The sequence below is a fragment of the uncultured Porphyromonas sp. genome (assembly GCF_905372525.1).
GTDB lineage: Bacteria > Bacteroidota > Bacteroidia > Bacteroidales > Porphyromonadaceae > Porphyromonas.
Genome location: NZ_CAJPPN010000024.1, coordinates 18467 through 37060 on the forward strand (window position 1 = coordinate 18467; position 18594 = coordinate 37060).

Annotated in this window: 13 protein-coding genes and 2 tRNA genes; 12 read left to right on the forward strand and 3 right to left on the reverse strand. The window is 57.3% G+C overall.

Features of this window, described 5'->3' with window-relative positions; translation table 11 throughout:
- Window positions 1-26: 26 nt before the first annotated feature.
- The 3 genes from prmA to QZ170_RS05785 all read right to left on the reverse strand — a co-directional run bounded on the left by prmA (window position 27) and on the right by QZ170_RS05785 (window position 4014).
- On the reverse strand, window positions 27-896 hold the full coding sequence (prmA, locus tag QZ170_RS05775; RefSeq protein WP_297178476.1) for a 50S ribosomal protein L11 methyltransferase: 870 nt from the start codon (window positions 894-896) through the stop codon (window positions 27-29).
- Window positions 897-908: 12 nt separating this feature from the next.
- Window positions 909-3569 (reverse strand): DNA mismatch repair protein MutS, encoded by a 2661-nt coding sequence (mutS, locus tag QZ170_RS05780; RefSeq protein WP_297178478.1) that lies wholly within the window; start codon window positions 3567-3569, stop codon window positions 909-911.
- Between the two features lie 70 nt (window positions 3570-3639).
- Window positions 3640-4014: an acyl-CoA thioesterase gene (locus QZ170_RS05785; RefSeq protein WP_297178513.1), complete on the reverse strand. Its 375-nt coding sequence runs from the start codon at window positions 4012-4014 to the stop codon at window positions 3640-3642.
- A 647-nt stretch (window positions 4015-4661) separates the two neighbouring features.
- Between QZ170_RS05785 and QZ170_RS05790 the strand changes: the two genes are divergently transcribed.
- From QZ170_RS05790 to QZ170_RS05845, 12 genes are all read left to right on the forward strand, one after another.
- Window positions 4662-4744 (forward strand) — tRNA-Leu (locus QZ170_RS05790).
- Between the two features lie 49 nt (window positions 4745-4793).
- Window positions 4794-4877 (forward strand) — tRNA-Leu (locus tag QZ170_RS05795).
- A gap of 69 nt (window positions 4878-4946) precedes the next feature.
- The gene (gene ispE / locus QZ170_RS05800) at window positions 4947-5768 is read left to right on the forward strand and encodes a 4-(cytidine 5'-diphospho)-2-C-methyl-D-erythritol kinase (RefSeq protein ID WP_297178481.1); all 822 of its coding nucleotides are present in this window, start codon (window positions 4947-4949) and stop codon (window positions 5766-5768) included.
- 60 nt (window positions 5769-5828) lie between these two features.
- Entirely contained in the window at window positions 5829-7118 is a 1290-nt protein-coding gene (locus QZ170_RS05805; RefSeq protein ID WP_297178484.1) for a DEAD/DEAH box helicase, read from the forward strand.
- A gap of 68 nt (window positions 7119-7186) precedes the next feature.
- Window positions 7187-8410: an ROK family protein gene (locus QZ170_RS05810; protein WP_297178487.1), complete on the forward strand. Its 1224-nt coding sequence runs from the start codon at window positions 7187-7189 to the stop codon at window positions 8408-8410.
- Between the two features lie 210 nt (window positions 8411-8620).
- Window positions 8621-11416 carry an AAA domain-containing protein gene (locus QZ170_RS05815; protein WP_297178490.1) on the forward strand — a complete coding sequence of 932 codons (2796 nt, stop codon included), beginning with the start codon at window positions 8621-8623 and terminating at the stop codon, window positions 11414-11416.
- Between the two features lie 549 nt (window positions 11417-11965).
- On the forward strand, window positions 11966-12955 hold the full coding sequence (trpS, locus tag QZ170_RS05820; protein ID WP_297178494.1) for a tryptophan--tRNA ligase: 990 nt from the start codon (window positions 11966-11968) through the stop codon (window positions 12953-12955).
- A gap of 39 nt (window positions 12956-12994) precedes the next feature.
- Window positions 12995-13429 carry a DUF3127 domain-containing protein gene (locus tag QZ170_RS05825; RefSeq protein WP_297178497.1) on the forward strand — a complete coding sequence of 145 codons (435 nt, stop codon included), beginning with the start codon at window positions 12995-12997 and terminating at the stop codon, window positions 13427-13429.
- Between the two features lie 114 nt (window positions 13430-13543).
- A complete protein-coding gene (gene rlmH, locus QZ170_RS05830) occupies window positions 13544-14017 on the forward strand; it encodes a 23S rRNA (pseudouridine(1915)-N(3))-methyltransferase RlmH (RefSeq protein WP_297178500.1) in 474 nt (157 codons plus the stop codon).
- 15 nt (window positions 14018-14032) lie between these two features.
- Window positions 14033-15763 (forward strand): phosphoethanolamine transferase, encoded by a 1731-nt coding sequence (locus QZ170_RS05835; protein ID WP_297178503.1) that lies wholly within the window; start codon window positions 14033-14035, stop codon window positions 15761-15763.
- 329 nt (window positions 15764-16092) lie between these two features.
- Window positions 16093-17229, forward strand: coding sequence for an OmpA family protein (locus QZ170_RS05840; RefSeq protein ID WP_297178506.1), 1137 nt, complete (start codon window positions 16093-16095; stop codon window positions 17227-17229).
- Window positions 17230-17256: 27 nt separating this feature from the next.
- Window positions 17257-18420, forward strand: coding sequence for an OmpA family protein (locus QZ170_RS05845; RefSeq protein ID WP_297178508.1), 1164 nt, complete (start codon window positions 17257-17259; stop codon window positions 18418-18420).
- The last annotated feature ends 174 nt before the right edge of the window (window positions 18421-18594 follow it).

Consider the following 18594-nt stretch of genomic DNA (forward strand, 5'->3'; position numbering starts at 1 on the left):
TGAGTTGATGAGTAGGGTCGGTAAGGTTAGGGCTTGAGGAGCTCGACGAGTGACCAGCGGTGGCGCGAAGTGCTCGAGACGAGTTCTAGGCCGAGCTCCGCTCCCCGATCTACGAGGAGCGGTATATCCTCCTCGTAGAAGCCACTGAGGAGTAGTCTACTGCCCGAGTGCATGACGGCTACGTAGCGAGGCATATCCTCCAGGAGGATGTTGCGGGTGATATTTGCTAGGATCAGGTCATAGGGAGCCTTACCCTCTAGGGCGGAGGCATCACCGCAGATGATCTCATCGACAGAGACGGCATTGAGGGCAGCGTTCTCGTGGACATTCTCATAGGCCCAGGGGTCTATGTCTATGGCGGTGAGAGAGGAAGCTCCACACCTTAGGGCGATGATGCCGAGAATCCCCGTACCACAGCCCATATCCAGCACACGTAGTCCCCCGAGGTCGTGCCCGAGGAGCCAGGAGCAGATGAGGGAGGTCGTCTCGTGGTTGCCGGTACCGAAGGCCATCTTGGGGCTAATGATGATCTCCATCGGTAGCTCGGGACGGGGCTCATGGAAGGGGGCACGTATGAGGCACTGCCCTTCGCCGAGGAGGATAGGCTGGAAGTAGTTCTTCTCCCACTCCTCGTTCCAATTAACCTCGGGGAGGAGCTCCGTAGCGAAGTCGCAGGTAAAGCCCTCGAGGGGGAAGGCGGTGAGGAGCTCACGTGTCGCCTCCTCACGATAGTCCTGCTCAGGGATGAAGGCCTTCACCATCCCCTCACCCTGCTCGAAGCTCTCGAAGCCTATGGTGCCCAGCTCGGAGATCAGCCAGTCGCTGAGGTCTTCGTCAGAGATAGAGGTCTCGCTGGTGGGATAGTGGTAGTGTAGTGTCAGCTGTAGATAGGGCATGGGAAAGGGATGTTATTGGGGTGTCGTCAGGAGGCGCTGTATCTCGCTCAGTTTGTTCAGTGCCTCCAGTGGGGTTAGGCTGTTGATGTCCACCTGCAGGAGACGCTCACGTATGTCAGAGAGGACGGGATCATCGAGCTGGAAGAAGCTCATCTGTACCCCCTGCACCCCTTCGCTAGGTGTGCTGGTGGGTTTGCTTGCCCTCGTGATCTTGATCTCTGAGCCTAGCCCCGTCACCTCATGTAGGTGTGCTTGCTCCAGCTGCTCGAGGATCTCCGTAGCACGCTGGGTGATACACTGGGGCATACCGCCTAGGCGGGCGACCTGAATACCGAAGCTATGCTCACTGCCACCAGCTATGAGCTTGCGCAGGAAGAGCATCTTGCCCTCCACCTCTCGGGCGGAGACATTGTAGTTCTTCACTCGCTCCAGCCTACTCTCTAGGTCGTTGAGCTCGTGGTAGTGGGTGGCGAAGAGGGTCTTGGGGCGGCCAAAGGGGTTGTCATGTAGGTACTCAATGATCGCCCAAGCGATGGAGATCCCGTCGTAGGTACTCGTACCTCGCCCAAGTTCGTCGAAGAGGATGAGTGATCGGTCAGAGAGGCTATTGAGGATACTCGCTGCCTCCTGCATCTCGACCATGAAGGTCGATTCGCCCCGAGAGATATTGTCCGAAGCACCCACTCGGGTGAAGATCCCATCAATGAGTCCTATATGTGCCGCTTCGGCTGGGACGAAGGAGCCGATCTGAGCTAGCAGGGTAATGAGTGCTGTCTGGCGAAGGAGTGCGGACTTACCGCTCATGTTAGGCCCGGTGATGACCATGATCTGGGTGTCGTCAGAGCCAAGCCGTACATCATTAGGTACGTAGCTCTCGCCGAAGGGGAGCTGTCGCTCGATCACGGGGTGACGACCCGCCTTGATATCTATGACTCGCCCTTCGTCCACCACGGGACAAACGTAGCGATTGGTCTCGGCCGTTAGGGCAAGCGAGGTCAAGCAGTCTAGCTGCGCTATCGTACGCGCATTGCGCTGTAGGGGCTGTATGTAGCGAGCTATGCGCAGGACGAGCTCCTGATAGAGACGTCCCTCCAGCACCGCTATGCGCTCCTCGGCACCGAGTATCTTCTCCTCGTACTCCTTGAGCTCGGGGAAGATATACCGCTCAGCTCCGACTAGCGTCTGCTTGCGTGTCCAGCTCTCGGGGACATCCTTGGTATGGGTAGAGCGCACCTCGACATAGTAGCCGAAGACGTTATTGAAGGCAATCTTCAGCGGTATACCTGCCTGCTTGCTCTCTCTGTCCTGTAGCTGTACGAGGTAGTCCTTGCCGTGGGCTGAGAGGTCACGGAGCTCATCTAGCTCACTATTGATCCCCGAGGCAATCACCGCACCACGTCCTAGGGCAGCAGGGGGCTCCTCGGTCAAGCTCTGCTCGATGTCCTCCACGAGAGCTTCGCAGAGCTCCAGATGCTCCGCCAACTGACGTAGCTCCTGACAGCTCTCCTCTGGGGTGGATTGTGCTAGCTGGGCTACCTCACCCACAGCTCGCAGAGCCTGCGCCAAGGCACGAGCCTCTCGGGGGGAGATACGCCCCATGGCGACCTTGCTCGTCATACGCTCTAGGTCACCGATGCCAGCGAAGCATTCGCCGAGCTCGCGGCGCAGCTCGCTATCACGCACCAGCGTGGCCACAATGCGCTGTCGTCTGTGGATCTCCTCTAGGTCGATCAGCGGGAAGGAGAGCCAGCGTCTGAGCAGTCGCCCTCCCATAGGCGTCGCCGTAGCGTCTACTACGTCCAGCAGACTATGTCCCGCCTCGGGGCTCATAGACTGCAGAATCTCTAGGCTACGGAAGGTAAAGCTGTCGAGCCGCATCATCCCCAGTCGGTCTATACTGCGCAGGGTGGTAATGTGGCTGAGTTCGTTATGGCTAGTGAGCTCTAGGTAATTAAGGATAGCTCCAGCGGAGGCTATGGATAGGGGCTTCTGCTCTAGGCCTAGCCCCTTGAGGCTCTTCACCCCTAGCTGGTTCTGTAGCTTCTGGCGGTTATTCTCTACGGCAAACGTCCAGTCCTCCACCTCGAAGACGAAGCCCCGCCAAGCGAAGGTTCGGTCAAAGGCCGCACGAGCCTTCCGCTCCACGAGTACCTCCTTCGGCTGGTAGGAGGATAGGAGCTTATCGAGGTGCTCGATCGTACCCTCGGAGACTAGGAACTCCCCCGTAGAGATATCCAGCAGAGACAGGCTCCCCTGCCCTCCCTCGGGGAGGTAGAGGGCAGCGAGGTAGTTATTCTCCTTGTTGTGCAGGACGTTATCCCCCGTGACGACCCCTGGAGTGACGAGTTCGGTAATTCCACGCTTGACGAGCTTCTTCGTTAGCTTGGGATCCTCCAGCTGATCGCAGATGGCGACCCGTCTACCTGCCCTCACCAGCTTGGGAAGGTAGGTATCTAGGGCATGATGGGGGAAGCCTGCCAGCTCGATGTGCATCGCCGAGCCATTGGCACGGCGGGTCAGCGTGATCCCGAGGATCTCTGCTGCGGCGATGGCATCCTCGCTGAAGGTCTCATAGAAGTCCCCGACACGGAAGAGCAAGATAGCATCTGGGTGCTTAGCCTTGATCTCCATGTATTGCTTCATCAGGGGGGTCTCTACGATCTTCTTTGCCATTGTCTAGGGGGTAATGGATGGGGAGAGGCTGTTCCTCTTGGAGTTGGGGGGAGGGTAGGTTTCGGGGGGCTTAGCTCAAGACGTCCTTGAGGAGGTCGGCGAAGAACTCCCCACGGGTGAGTTGTCCATCACGTACCAGCACGCACTCGACCTCACCACGGGCGGCTAGACTGCCGTCGGTATGGAGGATATCCTGGTAGAACGTGAGCTTGGGGCCACGCATCTGGCAGGTGAGCGCAGAGCGGAAGAAGTCTCCACTCCTAAGGCTCTTCTTATAGGCAATGGTGACCTTAGAGACGAAGGCGTCCAGCCCATCTTCGTGCATCTTCCCGAAGTTCACCCCGAGGCTCTCGAGGAACTCATGTCGGGTATGCTCCATGTAGTGTTGGTAGTTGGCGTTATTGACGACGCCCTGTAGGTCGCACTCGTAGTCGCGCACCTTCATCTCCAGCGAAAAAACGTATTCCAATGCGATAGTCTAAATAAGTAATCCTCTCACAAAGTTACGCCAAATGAGAGGAATATACTCTCTATGTCTCGCCCAGAGCCAACGCATGATCTCGCTTGCTCTCCTGCCTTTGGATCTTCGGGGGTATCATTTCATATCTCAGGGAGACTTAGCCCATCACTAAAGATACCATGTATTATCCCCAAGGAATAGACACACAAGCGAGCCCTATAGAGGATATACTTAGAGCGAGGTAGTGTACACGCGTGTATACAGTTGTGTACACGTGGGTATACAGTTGTGTACACACGTGTATACTCATCCCTCCTAGGTAGGAGGTATTCGCTGGGCATATCTAGCCTAGGACACGGATACTTCTATCTCCGGCGTATACTCCTTCACGACCTTGCCCTCGCACTATAGTGATTTCATGCGTCAGCCCTCTATGTCTCGCCGCTTCGTCGTCTAGGCTCGAGGGTGAGCTCGGGGGATCGATCCCGTGAGTCGGGAGGGCTCGATGGATACCTATAATATATAGGAGCGACCGGGGCGGAGCTAGTGGGATATGCTCCCCAGAGGGTGTTGTGCGTAGGGAGATTTGGTGGTATCGAAATTTGTTGTACCTTTGCAGTGCAAACGGGTCAGCCCAGGTGGCGGAATTGGTAGACGCGCTCGTTTCAGGTGCGAGTGTTCAAAAGACGTGCAGGTTCGAGTCCTGTCCCGGGCACTCCACTCCAGAAAGAGAGAGTCTATCGTTTGCAAGAGATCTTATAGATACGCGGGTGGTGAAATTGGTAGACACGCTACTTTGAGGGGGTAGTGCCGGTTACGGCGTGTGAGTTCAAATCTCATCCCGCGTACATCAGTGGAGCGAGACTCATTAAGAGCAATCTTATCGAGTCTCGCTCCTCGCATTATTAGACCCGAGTATGATCGTCTATCCGAACGCAAAGATTAACCTAGGTCTCTACGTGGTAGGTAAGCGCCCCGATGGCTACCACCTGCTGGAGACGGGCTTCCTGCCCATACCGCTGTGTGATACCCTAGAGATAGAGCCGGGCGAAGGTCCCGAGGATGAACTAGAGGTACAGGGCGGTATCGAGACGGGTGCTATAGCAGACAATCTCGTGCTCCGAGCCGTGAGAGCTCTCCGAACCCTGCGCCCTATCCCCCCACTACATATACGCTTGACGAAGGTGATCCCCTCGGGGGCAGGCCTCGGCGGAGGATCGGCTGATGCCACCTTTATGCTCCGAGCCCTAGATGAGCTCTTTGCCCTAGGGCTCACGGACGAGGAGCTGGAGGCCGTAGCGCTGACCCTAGGGGCAGACTGCCCCATCTTCGTGCGCAATGTCCCCGCCGTAGGACGTGGGATCGGCGAGGTCCTTACGCCCCTCTGCCTCGACCACCTCGGGGGGCTCTACCTCACCGTCGTCAAGCCCGAGCTACACATCGTGACTCGGGAGGCCTTCGGTGGGCTACGTGCGATCGAGCCGCGAGCCGTCCCCCTAGAGCAGACCTTGGCACAGCCAGTAGAGCGGTGGCGAGGGGAGCTCACCAATGCCTTCGAGGACAGCCTCTTCCCCCTCTACCCCGAGCTGGCACGGCTCAAGGGAGTACTCTACGACCTAGGAGCGACCTTTGCCCTACTCACGGGCTCGGGGGCTGCTCTCTATGCCCTCTCCCATGAGCCCCTCCCGCTGGGGGGGCTGGAGCGCCGGGGGCTGTTCATTTGGCAGGGTAGGCTCTAGGGTCTCTCTGGGAGGTTCGTGAAAAAGCGGTACATTTGCTCATAAAACAGTTGCTGGAATATGTATTTCGATGAACTAGATCTGGAGGATGAGGTCCTGGATGGCCTCGAGGCAATGAACTTCTACGAGACGACGCCCGTACAGGAAGCGACGATCCCACTGCTCCTCGAGGGGCGTGATATGATCGGTTGTGCCCAGACGGGTACGGGGAAAACCGCCGCCTATCTCCTGCCGATCATCAACCGCCTCAGCCGAGGCGAGGGCGATCCCGAGAAGGTGAACGCCGTGATCATGGCTCCTACACGAGAGCTGGCGATCCAGATCGAGCAGCAGGTGGAGGGCTTCTCCTACTTCCTGCCTATCTCCTCCGTAGCTATCTATGGGGGTACGGACGGCATCACGTGGGAGCAGCAGCGCCGAGGTCTAGCGAAGGGTGCCGACATCATCATCGCTACCCCAGGGCGTCTACTCTCCCTGATCAACCTCCAGCACGCCGACCTATCGGGTGTGAGCTACTTCGTCCTCGATGAGGCCGACCGCATGCTGGACATGGGCTTCCAGGAGGATATACTCCTTATCAATAAGGAGATCCCGCGTAGCTCACAGCGTGTGATGTTCTCGGCGACAATGCCCCCGAAGATCAAGAAGTTCGCCCGTACGATCCTCCACGATCCAGCCGAGGTGGAGCTCGCCATCTCCCGCCCCCCCGAGAGTATCATCCAGTCGGCCTACGTATGCTACGAAGCACAGAAGCTACGTATCCTGACGCACCTCTTCGAGGAGACCCCTCCGACACGCACCATTATCTTCTCTTCGTCCAAGATGAAGGTCAAGGAACTCGCAGCCACCATGAGCCGCCTCTCGATACGTGTGGAGCAGATGCACTCCGACCTAGCGCAGGAGAAGCGCGAGGAGGTCATGCGCCAGTTCAAGGCAGGTAATGTAGACCTGCTCGTCGCGACCGATGTCGTCGCCCGAGGTATCGACATCGACAATATCCGCATGGTCATCAACTACGATATCCCCCACGACCCCGAGGACTACGTGCACCGCATCGGTCGTACAGCTCGTGGAGGCAACGACGAGGGGCTGGCCATCACCTTCGTCAGTGAGCGGGAGCAGCCGGGCTTTGGACGCATAGAGGACTTCCTCGGTCGTGTGATCTACAAGATCCCCATCGACCCAGCCTTCGGCCCAACCCCCGAGTATCGCCCCGAGGCACGGGTACGCTCTGACCGCTCTCAGGGCAAAGGCTCTGGCGGCCGCCACCCCAAGGGACGGGGTGAGGGACAGGGACGCCGTCCGCAGAAGGGACGCTCTAGTCGCCCCAAGAGCCCCCAGAGCAAGTAGTCCCCCATACAACCTACGAACACCACGGCATATACACTCATACTACTACTACTACAGACGACCCATACATGACATCGCAGTTACTCGAAGATATCACGCAGAAGACCAAGAAGGGACAACACAAGCTACGAGTCATCAACTACCTGCTCGTACACCAGACGGCGACGATGAACGAGATCGCCAAGGAGCTGTACGTCAGCGTCCCGACTGCGGCCAAGATCCTACAGGAGCTCCAGGATGCTGGCAGTATCGAGCTCCAGGGCAAGCTGGAGATAGGTATCGGACGCTTCCCCGTCCTCTTTGGGCTCAGCCCACGAGGGGGCTACTTCATCGGTGTAGACGTCAAGCGTAGCTATCTGAATATCGGCCTTATCGACCTACAGGGACACATCTCACACGAGGACTACGGTATCCCCTACAGCCTGGAGAATACCCCCGAGGCACTCGAGGTCATCTGCCAGGAGATCCAGCTCTTCATCGAGCGACATGCTCTGTGTCAGGAGGAGATCCTCAACGTCAATATCAATATCCCGGGCCGTATCAACCCCGTCACGGGATATAGCTATAACCTCTTCAACTTCTTCCCCGACCGTCCCCTCTCGCAGACCATCAGCGAGCGTATCGGTATGCGGGTCTCTATCGACAATGATACCCGTGGGATGGCCTTTGGGGAGTTTACCCAGGGCTGTGCTAAGGACCTCGGTGTGAACTCTGCCCTCTATGTCAATGTCAGCTGGGGGCTTGGTCTCGGACTGATCCTCGATGGGCAGATCTACTTCGGTAAGTCTGGCTTCTCTGGGGAGCTGGGGCATATCTCTATATACAACAACCAGATCCTCTGCCACTGTGGCAAGAAGGGTTGCCTCGAGACCGAGGTCAGTGGGCAGGCGATGTGTCGCAAGGTGCAGGCTCGCATCCGTGCAGGAGAGAACTCTATCCTCTCACCGATTGTCGCCAAGGGTGGTGACCTCAAGCTCTCCCACCTCATCGAGGCCTGCCAGCAGGAGGATATGCTCTGCCTAGAGGTGCTCAGTGAGATGGGGCTACAGCTGGGTAAGCAGATCGCCAACCTCATCAATATCTTCAATCCCGAGCTCGTCATCGTCGGGGGAAGTCTAGCCGACTCCAATGGCTTCCTCACCCAGCATGTCGAGGCCTCGGTGCGTACCTATTCGATGAGTGTCGTCACCCGTGACACCCGCATCGAGACAGCCACCCTCGGCGACCGCTCTGGGCTCATCGGGGCGTGTATGCTCGCCCGCACACGCCGCTTCGAGGATCTCGCCCGCTAGATCAAGTGTCCACCTTTCCCTTCAGAGCAGAGGCTACTGTCCCAGAGAATACCACTCTGAGGTGGTAGCCTCTGCTCTTTATAATCCCTATATAGGACTCAGATCCTACCTATATACACCGAGCCCTAGAGAGCCCAGAACCAACAGCCTCTACCACGAGGAAGAAATGATCCCCCAGTATAGTAGCTAGCTATGAACCCCAAAGAATGTATGATCATAGACCTTCAGCACGAGGGTAGTAAGCAGATGTTTATCACGGAGCGGATTCGCTGGATTAAGCAGCTTGACAATGGGAGCTATAGAGTCTCCTTTAGGGGGTCTCCCTCCCGCTTCTATACCTACAGCTCTCGCCGACTCTGCTATATCACACACCCCAAGCGGATAGAGCTCGAAGATCGGGGGCTCTTCGTCCGCAATAGGAGGGTGAGGAATGTCGCTGAGATTCTTCTATTTGTCCGAGGGGAGAAAATGTACTATCGGATATATGATAGCAATGGATGTGCGCAGAACCTCCATCATGGGGAAGTCTATATCACCCGCATGCCTATAGCTCATGGGGGAGGCTCACTCTGGAGCTATCTCATGCGAATAGCACAGGAGACGGGGCTATCCTCAGAGGATGGGGCAAATATTCTAGTGAAGCAGTATAGTCTGGTAGACTTGATGCGAGATAATGTACCCCTAGCTCAGTATCTCGGAGATAAGACCCCACTGGCCCAATATAAACGACCAGATAGGGTCTACTACCCCTTTGGGTGCAATGGCAGTCAGATGGATGCGGTAGTAGCGGCGCTCACCCACCAAGTGAGCTTTATCCAAGGCCCTCCTGGGACGGGAAAGACACAGACGATCCTCAATATCATCGCCAACCTCCTCCTGATGGGAAAGTCTGTCCTCGTCGTCTCCAATAACAATACCGCCGTAGAGAATGTCGTAGAGAAGCTTCAGAGCGCAGGGCTTGGCTTCCTCGTCGCCCAGCTAGGGAGTCGTGTTAATAAACAGGAGTTCATTGCCCGGCAAGAGGGAGCATATCCCGAACTAGAAGGTTGGAAGCTATCTCGCCCCTCGACGGCGAGCGCACAGGTGTGCTCTGCGTATGAGGTCGTCTCACGAGCCTTTGAGGATCAGACAAGGATCGCACAGCTAAGAGCAGAGAAGGAGGCACTACAGTGCGAAGTCAAATACTACGATCAGCTTCAGGAGGAAGATACGGAGGTGCAGAACTGGCTCCAGAGGGCACGCGCCTCTAAGCTAATGAAGCTCCTCTCCCTCTGTCGGAGGATGGCCGAGCAGGGGCGGCAGTTCGGCTACTGGATGCGCTTGCGTTGGTCTCTAGTACTTGGGTGGCGAGCTTTTGGCCTGTTACGTACAGAGCTCAATCAAATGGCCAAGATTCTAGAGCGGGCCTACTACATCTCGCGAAGGCTGGAGATAGAGCGCGAGATAGAGGCCGCGACGGAGCGTCTGCGTCGTGTAGACCTAGCGGGAAGGCTGCAAGAGCTCACCTCAGCCTCCCTCGGCCTCCTCAAGCATGAGCTAGCCTCTCGCTATCGGGGGGGCGTACGCCCGACCTTCCGACTACAAGATATCAAGGCTCATAGTGAGGATTTCCTCCGGGAGTACCCGATCGTCGTGAGCACGACCTATATGGCTCGGGGGTGTATTAGTCCCGACGAGGTCTTTGACTATGTAATCATGGATGAGGCCTCGCAGGTAGACCTCACGACGGGGGTGCTGGCACTAGCCTCTGCCCGCAATGCCGTCATCGTCGGCGACGATATGCAGCTACCCAATGTCGTGGGGCGAGAGGAGGCCCTCGCTCTAGAGGCAATAGCGGATACCTACCAGATCAAGGAGTGCTACGATCCTCGATATAATAGCTTCCTGAGCTCCTCAGCACAGGTCTTCTGTGGAGCTCCTGTGACTCTACTCAGGGAGCACTATAGGTGCCATCCGAGGATCATCGAGTTCTGCAACCAGCGCTTCTATGGCGGTCGGCTCATCCCCATGACGACAGATTCGGGCGAGGAGGATGTACTACGGGTCATACAGACCGCAAAGGGTAATCATGCCCGTGGACACCTCAACCAACGAGAGGTCGAGGTCATCACTCGGGAGATCATCCCTCACCTCTCCACGTCTGGTAGTGTAGGGGTCATCACTCCCTACAGGGCACAGGCGCAGGCGATCAATACCGCTCTAGGGCGGGAGGTGGCAAGTACAGTACACAAGTACCAGGGGCGGGAGTGTGACACCATCATCATGAGCCTGACAGACAATGCCCCGACTACGTTCTCTGACGATGCTAACCTTCTCAATGTCGCTATCTCCCGTGCTAAGAAGAGCCTCTATGTTGTGGCTACCGGCAACGACCTCCCCCCAATGTCCAACCTCGCCCAGCTCATTGACTACACACGCTACCACAACTTCGAGGTCACCGAGAGTCGTCTACGCTCCGTCTTTGACCTCCTCTACCAGCAGTACACTACGGAGCGAATGGACTACCTAGCCTCACACCCTGTACCCGCAGGCGAACAGCTCTCCGAGCGACTCCTCTATGAGGCTCTTGAGGAGGCTCTCTCAAGACTGCGTGGTTGGGGTAGTCTTGCCGTGCTCACGCACTATCCCCTCGGTAGACTCCTAGCAGACCTAAGTCCCCTCGACGAGGAGGAGCGCACCTTCGTCCGATCCCCCCTTTCCCACGTAGACTTCCTCATATATAATAGGCTCACCAGGAAGCCCCTCATCGCTCTAGAGGTAGACGGCTGGAGCTATCATCAGGGGAGTACAACCCAGCGCTACCGAGATGGGCTCAAGGATCAGATCCTCACCAAGTATGCCCTCACCCCCCTACGTCTTTCGACGACGGACTATGTGACGGCAGAGACCCTTGCGGAGACCCTCTCCACCCGTCTTCGAGCCCTGAGTACCCCCTCTACCTCTACCGAAGGGACTCTGCTGTGTAATGGGGATAGGGCTACAGTAGTGAGTACTCCGAGCGTGTAGCCCCCAAGAGGGGTACGGATGAGAGCCCTGTAGAGGGTATACCTGCGTGTATACTTTCCCTTCCTAGGTAGTAGGGGGATATAGGATAAATCTACCCAAGGATGCAGGTGCTTCTATATCGGCTCCGGGCTCATCGGGGCATGTATGCTCGCCCGCACACGCCGCTTCGAGGACCTCGCCCACTAGAGCTCGCCCTCGTTCTCATCAGCTAGGCTACCGCCCCGAGGGCGATAGCCTAGCTCTTTTGGGGTGGAGGTAGTAGGGGGAGTAGGTCTAATGGGTCTAATAGGTCTAATAAGGAGGACTGCGAAGGGTGGGGGCTAAGAGTGGCATGGGGGCTAGCTGGGGGCTGTATAGGTGCCGACTAGGAGTGATGTCGGAGCCGGATAGGGTGTGTAGAGGGGTGGGGTTGGCTAGTGGTAGAGGGGTGTGGGCGGAGGATGAGAGATGGTATTTGCTGATTATTAGCTATCTTCGTAGGTTAATAATGGGTGATGGCGCTGTGTGCCAGCCCTTCGCCCTCCTAACCAATAAACAGAAAGAATAGAAATGGATACAGTAGTCAGCGGAATACGCCCCACAGGTAACCTCCATCTGGGGAATTACTTCGGCGCAGTACGTGCCTTCACCCAGATGCAGAACGAGTACAATTGCTTCTTCTTCATTGCGGACTGGCATTCGCTGACCACCCACCCACACCCCGACAACATCGTCCGTAGCACCAACACCATCCTAGCAGAATACCTTGCCTGTGGGATCGACCCCGAGCGTGCTACCATCTACATACAGAGCGATGTGCGGGAAGTCTTGGAGCTGTACCTATACCTCAATATGAATGCCTACCTCGGGGAGCTGGAGCGTACCACCTCCTTCAAGGAGAAGGCTCGTCAGCAGCCTGACAACGTGAATGCCGGCCTACTGACCTATCCCACCCTCATGGCTGCTGACATCCTGATGCACAAGGCTGTGAAAGTGCCCGTCGGCAAGGATCAGGAGCAGAATATGGAGATGGCTCGCAAGTTCGCCCGTCGCTTCAACACGATCTACGGTGTGGACTTCTTCGTCGAGCCCCAGTCCTACTCCCTCGGTGCTCGGGCGCTGAAGGTGCCGGGCCTCGACGGGTCGGGCAAGATGGGTAAGAGTGAGGGCAACGCTATCTATCTCGTGGACGATGCCAAGACGATCTCCAAGAAGGTCATGCGGGCCGTCACCGATGCAGGCCCTACAGAGCCCAATAGCCTCAAGCCAGAGCCTATCGAAAACCTCTTCACGCTCATGGAGATTGTCTCCAGCGAGGAGGTCTACAAGCACTTCAACGACTGCTACAACGACTGCACCATCCGCTACGGAGATATGAAGAAGCAGCTGGCAGAGGACATCTGCGCCTTCTCCACCCCCATCCGTGAGCGCATCCTAGAGATAAGTGCCGACGAGGCATACCTCAGACGAGTAGCTGGCATCGGGGCCGAGAAGGCTCGGGAGAGTGCAGCCAAGACGCTGGAGGAGGTGCGACAGATCATCGGCTTCCGCCACCGCTAAACGAGAACGACAATAACACCATAATATATAGAGAAGAAAATGGAACTAATAGGAAAGGTTATTCAAATCCTTCCCCTAAAGGAAGGCGTATCAAAGGCAGGAAATCCATGGAAGCTCCAGGAGTATATCCTCGAGACCCTAGGTACGCAATATCCCCGCAAGGTCTGTGTAGAGCTCTTTGGGGACAATGTAGATAAGTTCCCCCTACAGGTTGGTCAGGATGTGACGGTATCGATCGATATTGAGAGCCGAGAGTTCAATGGACGTTGGTATACAAGTGTCCGTGCGTGGAATGTGCTGAATGGTGTCCAGCTGGCAGGTGCTCCTGCTCCGGGCTTCGCAGCTGCTCCCGCTCAGCCCGCTGCTCCAGCCCCCGGCTTCGCCTCTGCCCCAGCTCAGCCTGCCCCTCAGGCTGCTCCTGCCCAGCCTAGCCCCGCAGCTATCCCCACGCCTGCAGATGACCTACCCTTCTAGTGTCGGGGTGCACCCCCAAGAGACGCTAAGCTAACCAAGAGGGAATGCCCGGAGAGAACACCTCGGAGCATTCCCTCTGCGCGCATATATAGCCCCCATATATACCGTATACAGATGCAGCTATCCCTACTGGTCCTAGGCAAGACGGACTCGGCTCAGATAGAGGCGGAGATCAAGCGCTACGAGAGCCGCCTGAAGCACTACCTCCCCTTCGAGCTCAGGGTCATCCCTGACGTGCGCCGAGGAGGTAAGCTCTCTGCCGAGGAGCAGAAGCGGGCGGAGGGCGAGGAGCTCCTACGCTACCTCAGCCCGACCGACTGGGTCTATCTCTTCGACGAGCGGGGCGAGAGCTATACGAGCCGTGCCTTCGCCTCGTTCGTGGAGCGAGCGATGGTCTCTGGGCTCCGCCGTCTGGTCTTCGTGATCGGCGGCCCCTATGGCTTCTCCACAGAGGTCTATGAGCGTGCCCGCGGGCTGGTGTCGCTGAGCACGATGACCTTCTCCCATCAGATGGTACGCCTCTTCGCCCTCGAGCAGCTCTATCGGGCACAGACGATCATCCGTGGAGAGCCTTATCACCACGACTAAAGGATATCCCCCCCAATGAACTACTGGCGACCCATCAAGGAGTTCCTCCTGCGCGGAGAGCAGCGTACCTACTACTGGATCTTCACGCTCTCGCTCCTCCTGCCCAATGCCATTCTCTCGGTGGTGATGCAGCAGCCGATGATCGGGCGTGTGCTCAACATCCTGCTGATGCTCCCGCTCTACATGCTCGTGATGCTCGTGGCCAAGCGTCCGGGGCGGGTCTATTGGTCGCTGCTGGTGCTGGTGCTGCTGCATATGTTTCAGCTCGTCCTGCTGACGATTTTCAGTGGCTCGGTAGTGGCGGTGGATATGATCCTGAACCTCTTCACCTCGGAGCCCGACGAGGCCACCGAGCTCCTCTCCAATATCCTCTGGCCGATCCTCGGGTCTCTAGCGCTCTATGTCCCGGTACTCATCCTAGCGACCTTCTCGGCACGCAACCGCAAGGTGCTCTCTGCTCCCTTCCGCCGTCGTACCGCCCTCTCTGCCCTCGGTCTACTCATCGTCGCCCTACCGGTCTACATCGGGGCTAAGCAGCGCTTCCCCTACCTACACCTGCGAGCCGAGGTCTACCCCATGAGCGTCTTCTACAATATGTATCTGGCGACGAAGAAGCTCCGTCAGGTCTATCGCTATACCTACACCTCGGAGACCTTCAGCTACGGAGCCACGAGCGAACGTCCTAGTGGGGAGCGTGAGGTCTACGTCCTCGTCCTCGGGGAGACCTCCCGGGCTCATAGCTGGAGCCTCTACGGCTATACCCGCCCGACGACCCCACGGCTGGATACGATGAGCAGAGAGGGGCTCATCCCCTTCGCCGACGTACTGACCCAGTCCAATACCACCTACAAGAGTATCCCCATCATCCTCTCCCCCGCCGATGCAGCCTCGGCCGAGGAGCTCCCTCGGGTACGTGGGATCCTGGAGGCCTATAGGGAGGCGGGCTTCTACACCGCCTTTGTCTCCAATCAGCCGGGCAACCACAGCTACGTGGACTTCTTCGCCATGCAGGGCGATGAGTACCACGCTATACGCAAGGAGCTCCGCCACGGCAAGCGCCGTCTCTACGACAGCGACATGCTCCCCTATCTGAAGCGCCTCCTGGCGAGCGATCATCCCCGCCTCTTCATCGTCCTGCATACCTACGGCGCACACTTCAGCTACCGTGATCGCTACCCGAGGGATGTAGCACCCTTCCCCGTACCTCGTCGCTACTCGGGGGCAGCGAAGGATAGCCTAGCCCTACGTAGTGCCTACGACAATGCGATCTGGCAGACCGACCGCTTCGTGGACGAGGTGATCCGTCTGCTCGGGGCGCAGGATAGGCGTGCGGCTCTGCTGTACGTGTCGGATCATGGCGAGGATGTGTACGACGATAGCCGAGAGCGCTTCCTGCACTCCTCGCCCGATGTCTCCTACTACCAGCTACACGTGCCCCTACTGCTGTGGCTCTCCCCCTCCTACCGTCAGGCGCATCCAGAGCTCACCGAGGCCGCCCGAGCCAACCAGCGCCGAGCAGCCTCCACCAATGCCGTCTTCCACACCCTGCTCCAGCTCTCCGGCATACGGACTCGCTACCGTAAGGATAGCCTCTCGCTCGTCAGTCCGACCTTCCTAGAGCAGCAGCGCTACTACCTCAATGACCGCTACGAGTGTCTCCCCATCGAGCAACTCGACCTCTCGCAGATAGACGTAGAGCTCTTTCACCAGAAGGGGCTACGCTACGACCCCAAGGAGGGTAACTAGCTCCCACCAGAGTAGGGAAAGAGCCTCTGTATACGGGGGGCGAAGTCAAGGCTTCGCTCCCCGTGTGCTATCCTGTCCCAGCTTCGTCCCCCTCGGCGTCCAGCTCTCTGAGGCCTCGGTATAGCTACATACGCACCTCTCTCCCGCCTATCCCTAGGTGTGAGTGAAGTGTAAAGAGCTGTACCAAGACAGTGGAAAAGTAAGAGAAGAAAGCCCGAAAACCTAGGCTGTAGCGGGCATTATGCGTACCGGGTATATGGATAAATGGTTATCTTTGCAGGAGATTGTAAGTAAAGTGGTATCAATCCTATCTTTAGAATAAGTCAATTATGAAACTCAAGTTCACAGCGCTTGCACTAGCCGGAGCAACTATGCTTACGGCAAATGCGCAAACGGAGCAGAGCTCATCTGAGATCGCTGCTCATCGTCAAGCCTTCACCAACGAGCGGGGTGCCAATTACTTCCTCTCGCTTGGGGGTGGGGTAGGGGCTATGTTCCTCAAGGACAACAATACCCCTAGTCTATTCGATCGTCTCAGCTTCAACGCAGCGATTGCGGTGGGCAAGTGGCATTCACCCTACTATGCCAATCGTCTGAAGATCGTCGGTGGCGAAGCCCTCACCTATCAGAGCTTTGCCGGCACCCAGGTCCGTAATGAGAATTACTTCCTCGGCGCACACTACGACTTCATGTTCGACGTAGTGAATTACTTCGCTCCCTACAAGGAGAACCGCTTCTTCCACCTCATCCCTTACCTCGGGGCTGGGTACGAGTACAAGTTCCACAACAAGATCAGCAAGATCAACGACGCACACACGCTGACGGCCAATGCTGGTCTACAGCTGACCTTCCGTCTGGCTCGTCGTGTGAACCTCTTCCTCGAGGGTGAAGCTACCTACAATGGGCTGAACCTACACAACTACGACGCCAACGGCTTCACCAATGCCTTCCGTATCTCTACGCTGGCTGGTCTGAGCTTCAACATCGGTCGTCAGGGCTTCAGCGTCGTAGAGCCTCTGGATCAGGCCTACATCGACGACCTACAGAGCCAGATCAATGCCCTACGTGCAGAGAATGCTGAGCTCGCTAAGCGTCCTGAGCACTGCCCCGATGCCGAGGCTGTCGCTCCCGTACAGCAGGGCAATGACCGCTTCGTCGCCGACAAGTCCATCCTCTTCGCTCAAGGACAGGCCACAGTCTCTAAGGATCAGCTCATCACCGTCTTCGACGCTGCTGAGTTCGTCAAGAATGGGGAAGGCGAGGTCATCGTCACGGGTTACACCGCCAAGAACGAGTCCCGCTTCAAGGGCCTAGCTGAGAAGCGTGCCCGCGCCGTAGCCAAGATCCTCACCGAGCAGTACGGAGTAGCCTCCGACAAGATCACCGTCGAGTGGAAGGAAGCTGGTGAAGCTCCCTACAGCTCCAACCAGGGATGGAACCGCGTCGTCATCATCCGCTCTAAGTAACACCCGAGTCCAAGACAACAAACTCTAATGAAGACGAAAACAATAACCCTTGCCCTAGCTGCTCTGACGGCTACGAGTGCAATGTATGCGCAGGAAGCTTCTAAGCCTGCTTATAGGACGACCTTCGCCAAGGATAAGGCTTCGGCTCACTGGTTCCTAGAGATCGGGGATGCTGCTACGATCAGCCTCGCTGGTGTTAATCGCAATGCTGCCTTCGGCGATCGTGTGAGCTTCCTCAACCCCAACCTCGGTATCGGCCGCTGGGTAACTCCCTCCTTCGGGATGCGCCTACAGCTCCAGGGTGGACGTCTCTATGACTTCTCCCGTACCCTCGCTGTCCTGCCTGCAGGTACGACGGTAGCCTATCCTCGCAACGAGGTATCCTACGGATGGGCGCACCTAGACTTCCTCTGGGACGTCACGAACTACTTCACCGCCTATCGTGAGGATCGCCTCTTCCACCTCATCCCCTTCGTCGGTGTGGGTGGAGCCTACGTCCCCGAGGTCAAGACGCCTATCGGTACGGTAGAGCGCAAGAAGTTTAGCCCCACGGTAGACGCTGGGCTGCAGCTGAAGTTCCGCCTATCCCGTGTCGTAGACTTCAACGTCGAGGGCAAGCTCACCGCTGCTGACCTCAAGCTCCCCGCTACGTCCTACCCAGGCGAGCATTCTGGTGACTTCGTTGGTCAGGTAGGTGCTTCGCTTACCTTCCACCTCGGCAAGAAGGCCTTCGAGCCTATCACCCCCAACGATCCCGCACTCATCGCTAGCCTCAACGACGAGATCAACCGTCTACGTGCTGAGAACGCTGAGCTCGCTAAGCGTCCAGAGCGTTGCCCCGACATCGTCGCTCCTGTGGCTGCTGCTCCCAAGGTCGTAGGGAACGTCATCTACTTCCGCATCAATAGCGCTACGATCGACCGCAACCAGGTCATCAACGTCTACAACATCGCTGAGTACGCTAAGAACAACACCGAGACCATCACGCTCGTCGGCTATGCTGACCGTGAGACAGGGACGCCTGACTACAACATGAGTCTCTCTAAGCGTCGTGCTGAAGCTGTTGCCGACATGCTTGTCAATAAGTTCGGTATCTCTCGTGACCGTCTGAAGCTCGACTGGAAGGGTGACACCGTCCAGCCCTACGGCGAGAACGTCTGGAACCGTATTGTCCTCATGAGCGCTGAGTAAGCAACACGCTCCCTGAGAGACAACTCATAATCCTCCCGAGGCCCCGATCCTTCGCACAAAGGATCGGGGCCTCGTATTTTTCATTACCGTCACGACGTCCCTGCCCATACCCGCCCATGACACCCTACGACACCCTGCGACGTCCGCCATCCCCGCCCATGACGACACCTGCCT

Excerpts from the sequence above, each read along its gene's own strand:
- prmA (WP_297178476.1), bottom strand. The coding sequence starts at position 896 with ATGCCCTATCTACAGCTGACACTACACTACCACTATCCCACCAGCGAG.
- mutS (WP_297178478.1), bottom strand. The coding sequence starts at position 3,569 with ATGGCAAAGAAGATCGTAGAGACCCCCCTGATGAAGCAATACATGGAG.
- QZ170_RS05785 (WP_297178513.1), bottom strand. The coding sequence starts at position 4,014 with ATGAAGGTGCGCGACTACGAGTGCGACCTACAGGGCGTCGTCAATAAC.
- ispE (WP_297178481.1), top strand. The coding sequence starts at position 4,947 with ATGATCGTCTATCCGAACGCAAAGATTAACCTAGGTCTCTACGTGGTA.
- QZ170_RS05805 (WP_297178484.1), top strand. The coding sequence starts at position 5,829 with ATGTATTTCGATGAACTAGATCTGGAGGATGAGGTCCTGGATGGCCTC.
- QZ170_RS05810 (WP_297178487.1), top strand. The coding sequence starts at position 7,187 with ATGACATCGCAGTTACTCGAAGATATCACGCAGAAGACCAAGAAGGGA.
- QZ170_RS05815 (WP_297178490.1), top strand. The coding sequence starts at position 8,621 with ATGATCATAGACCTTCAGCACGAGGGTAGTAAGCAGATGTTTATCACG.
- trpS (WP_297178494.1), top strand. The coding sequence starts at position 11,966 with ATGGATACAGTAGTCAGCGGAATACGCCCCACAGGTAACCTCCATCTG.
- QZ170_RS05825 (WP_297178497.1), top strand. The coding sequence starts at position 12,995 with ATGGAACTAATAGGAAAGGTTATTCAAATCCTTCCCCTAAAGGAAGGC.
- rlmH (WP_297178500.1), top strand. The coding sequence starts at position 13,544 with ATGCAGCTATCCCTACTGGTCCTAGGCAAGACGGACTCGGCTCAGATA.
- QZ170_RS05835 (WP_297178503.1), top strand. The coding sequence starts at position 14,033 with ATGAACTACTGGCGACCCATCAAGGAGTTCCTCCTGCGCGGAGAGCAG.
- QZ170_RS05840 (WP_297178506.1), top strand. The coding sequence starts at position 16,093 with ATGAAACTCAAGTTCACAGCGCTTGCACTAGCCGGAGCAACTATGCTT.
- QZ170_RS05845 (WP_297178508.1), top strand. The coding sequence starts at position 17,257 with ATGAAGACGAAAACAATAACCCTTGCCCTAGCTGCTCTGACGGCTACG.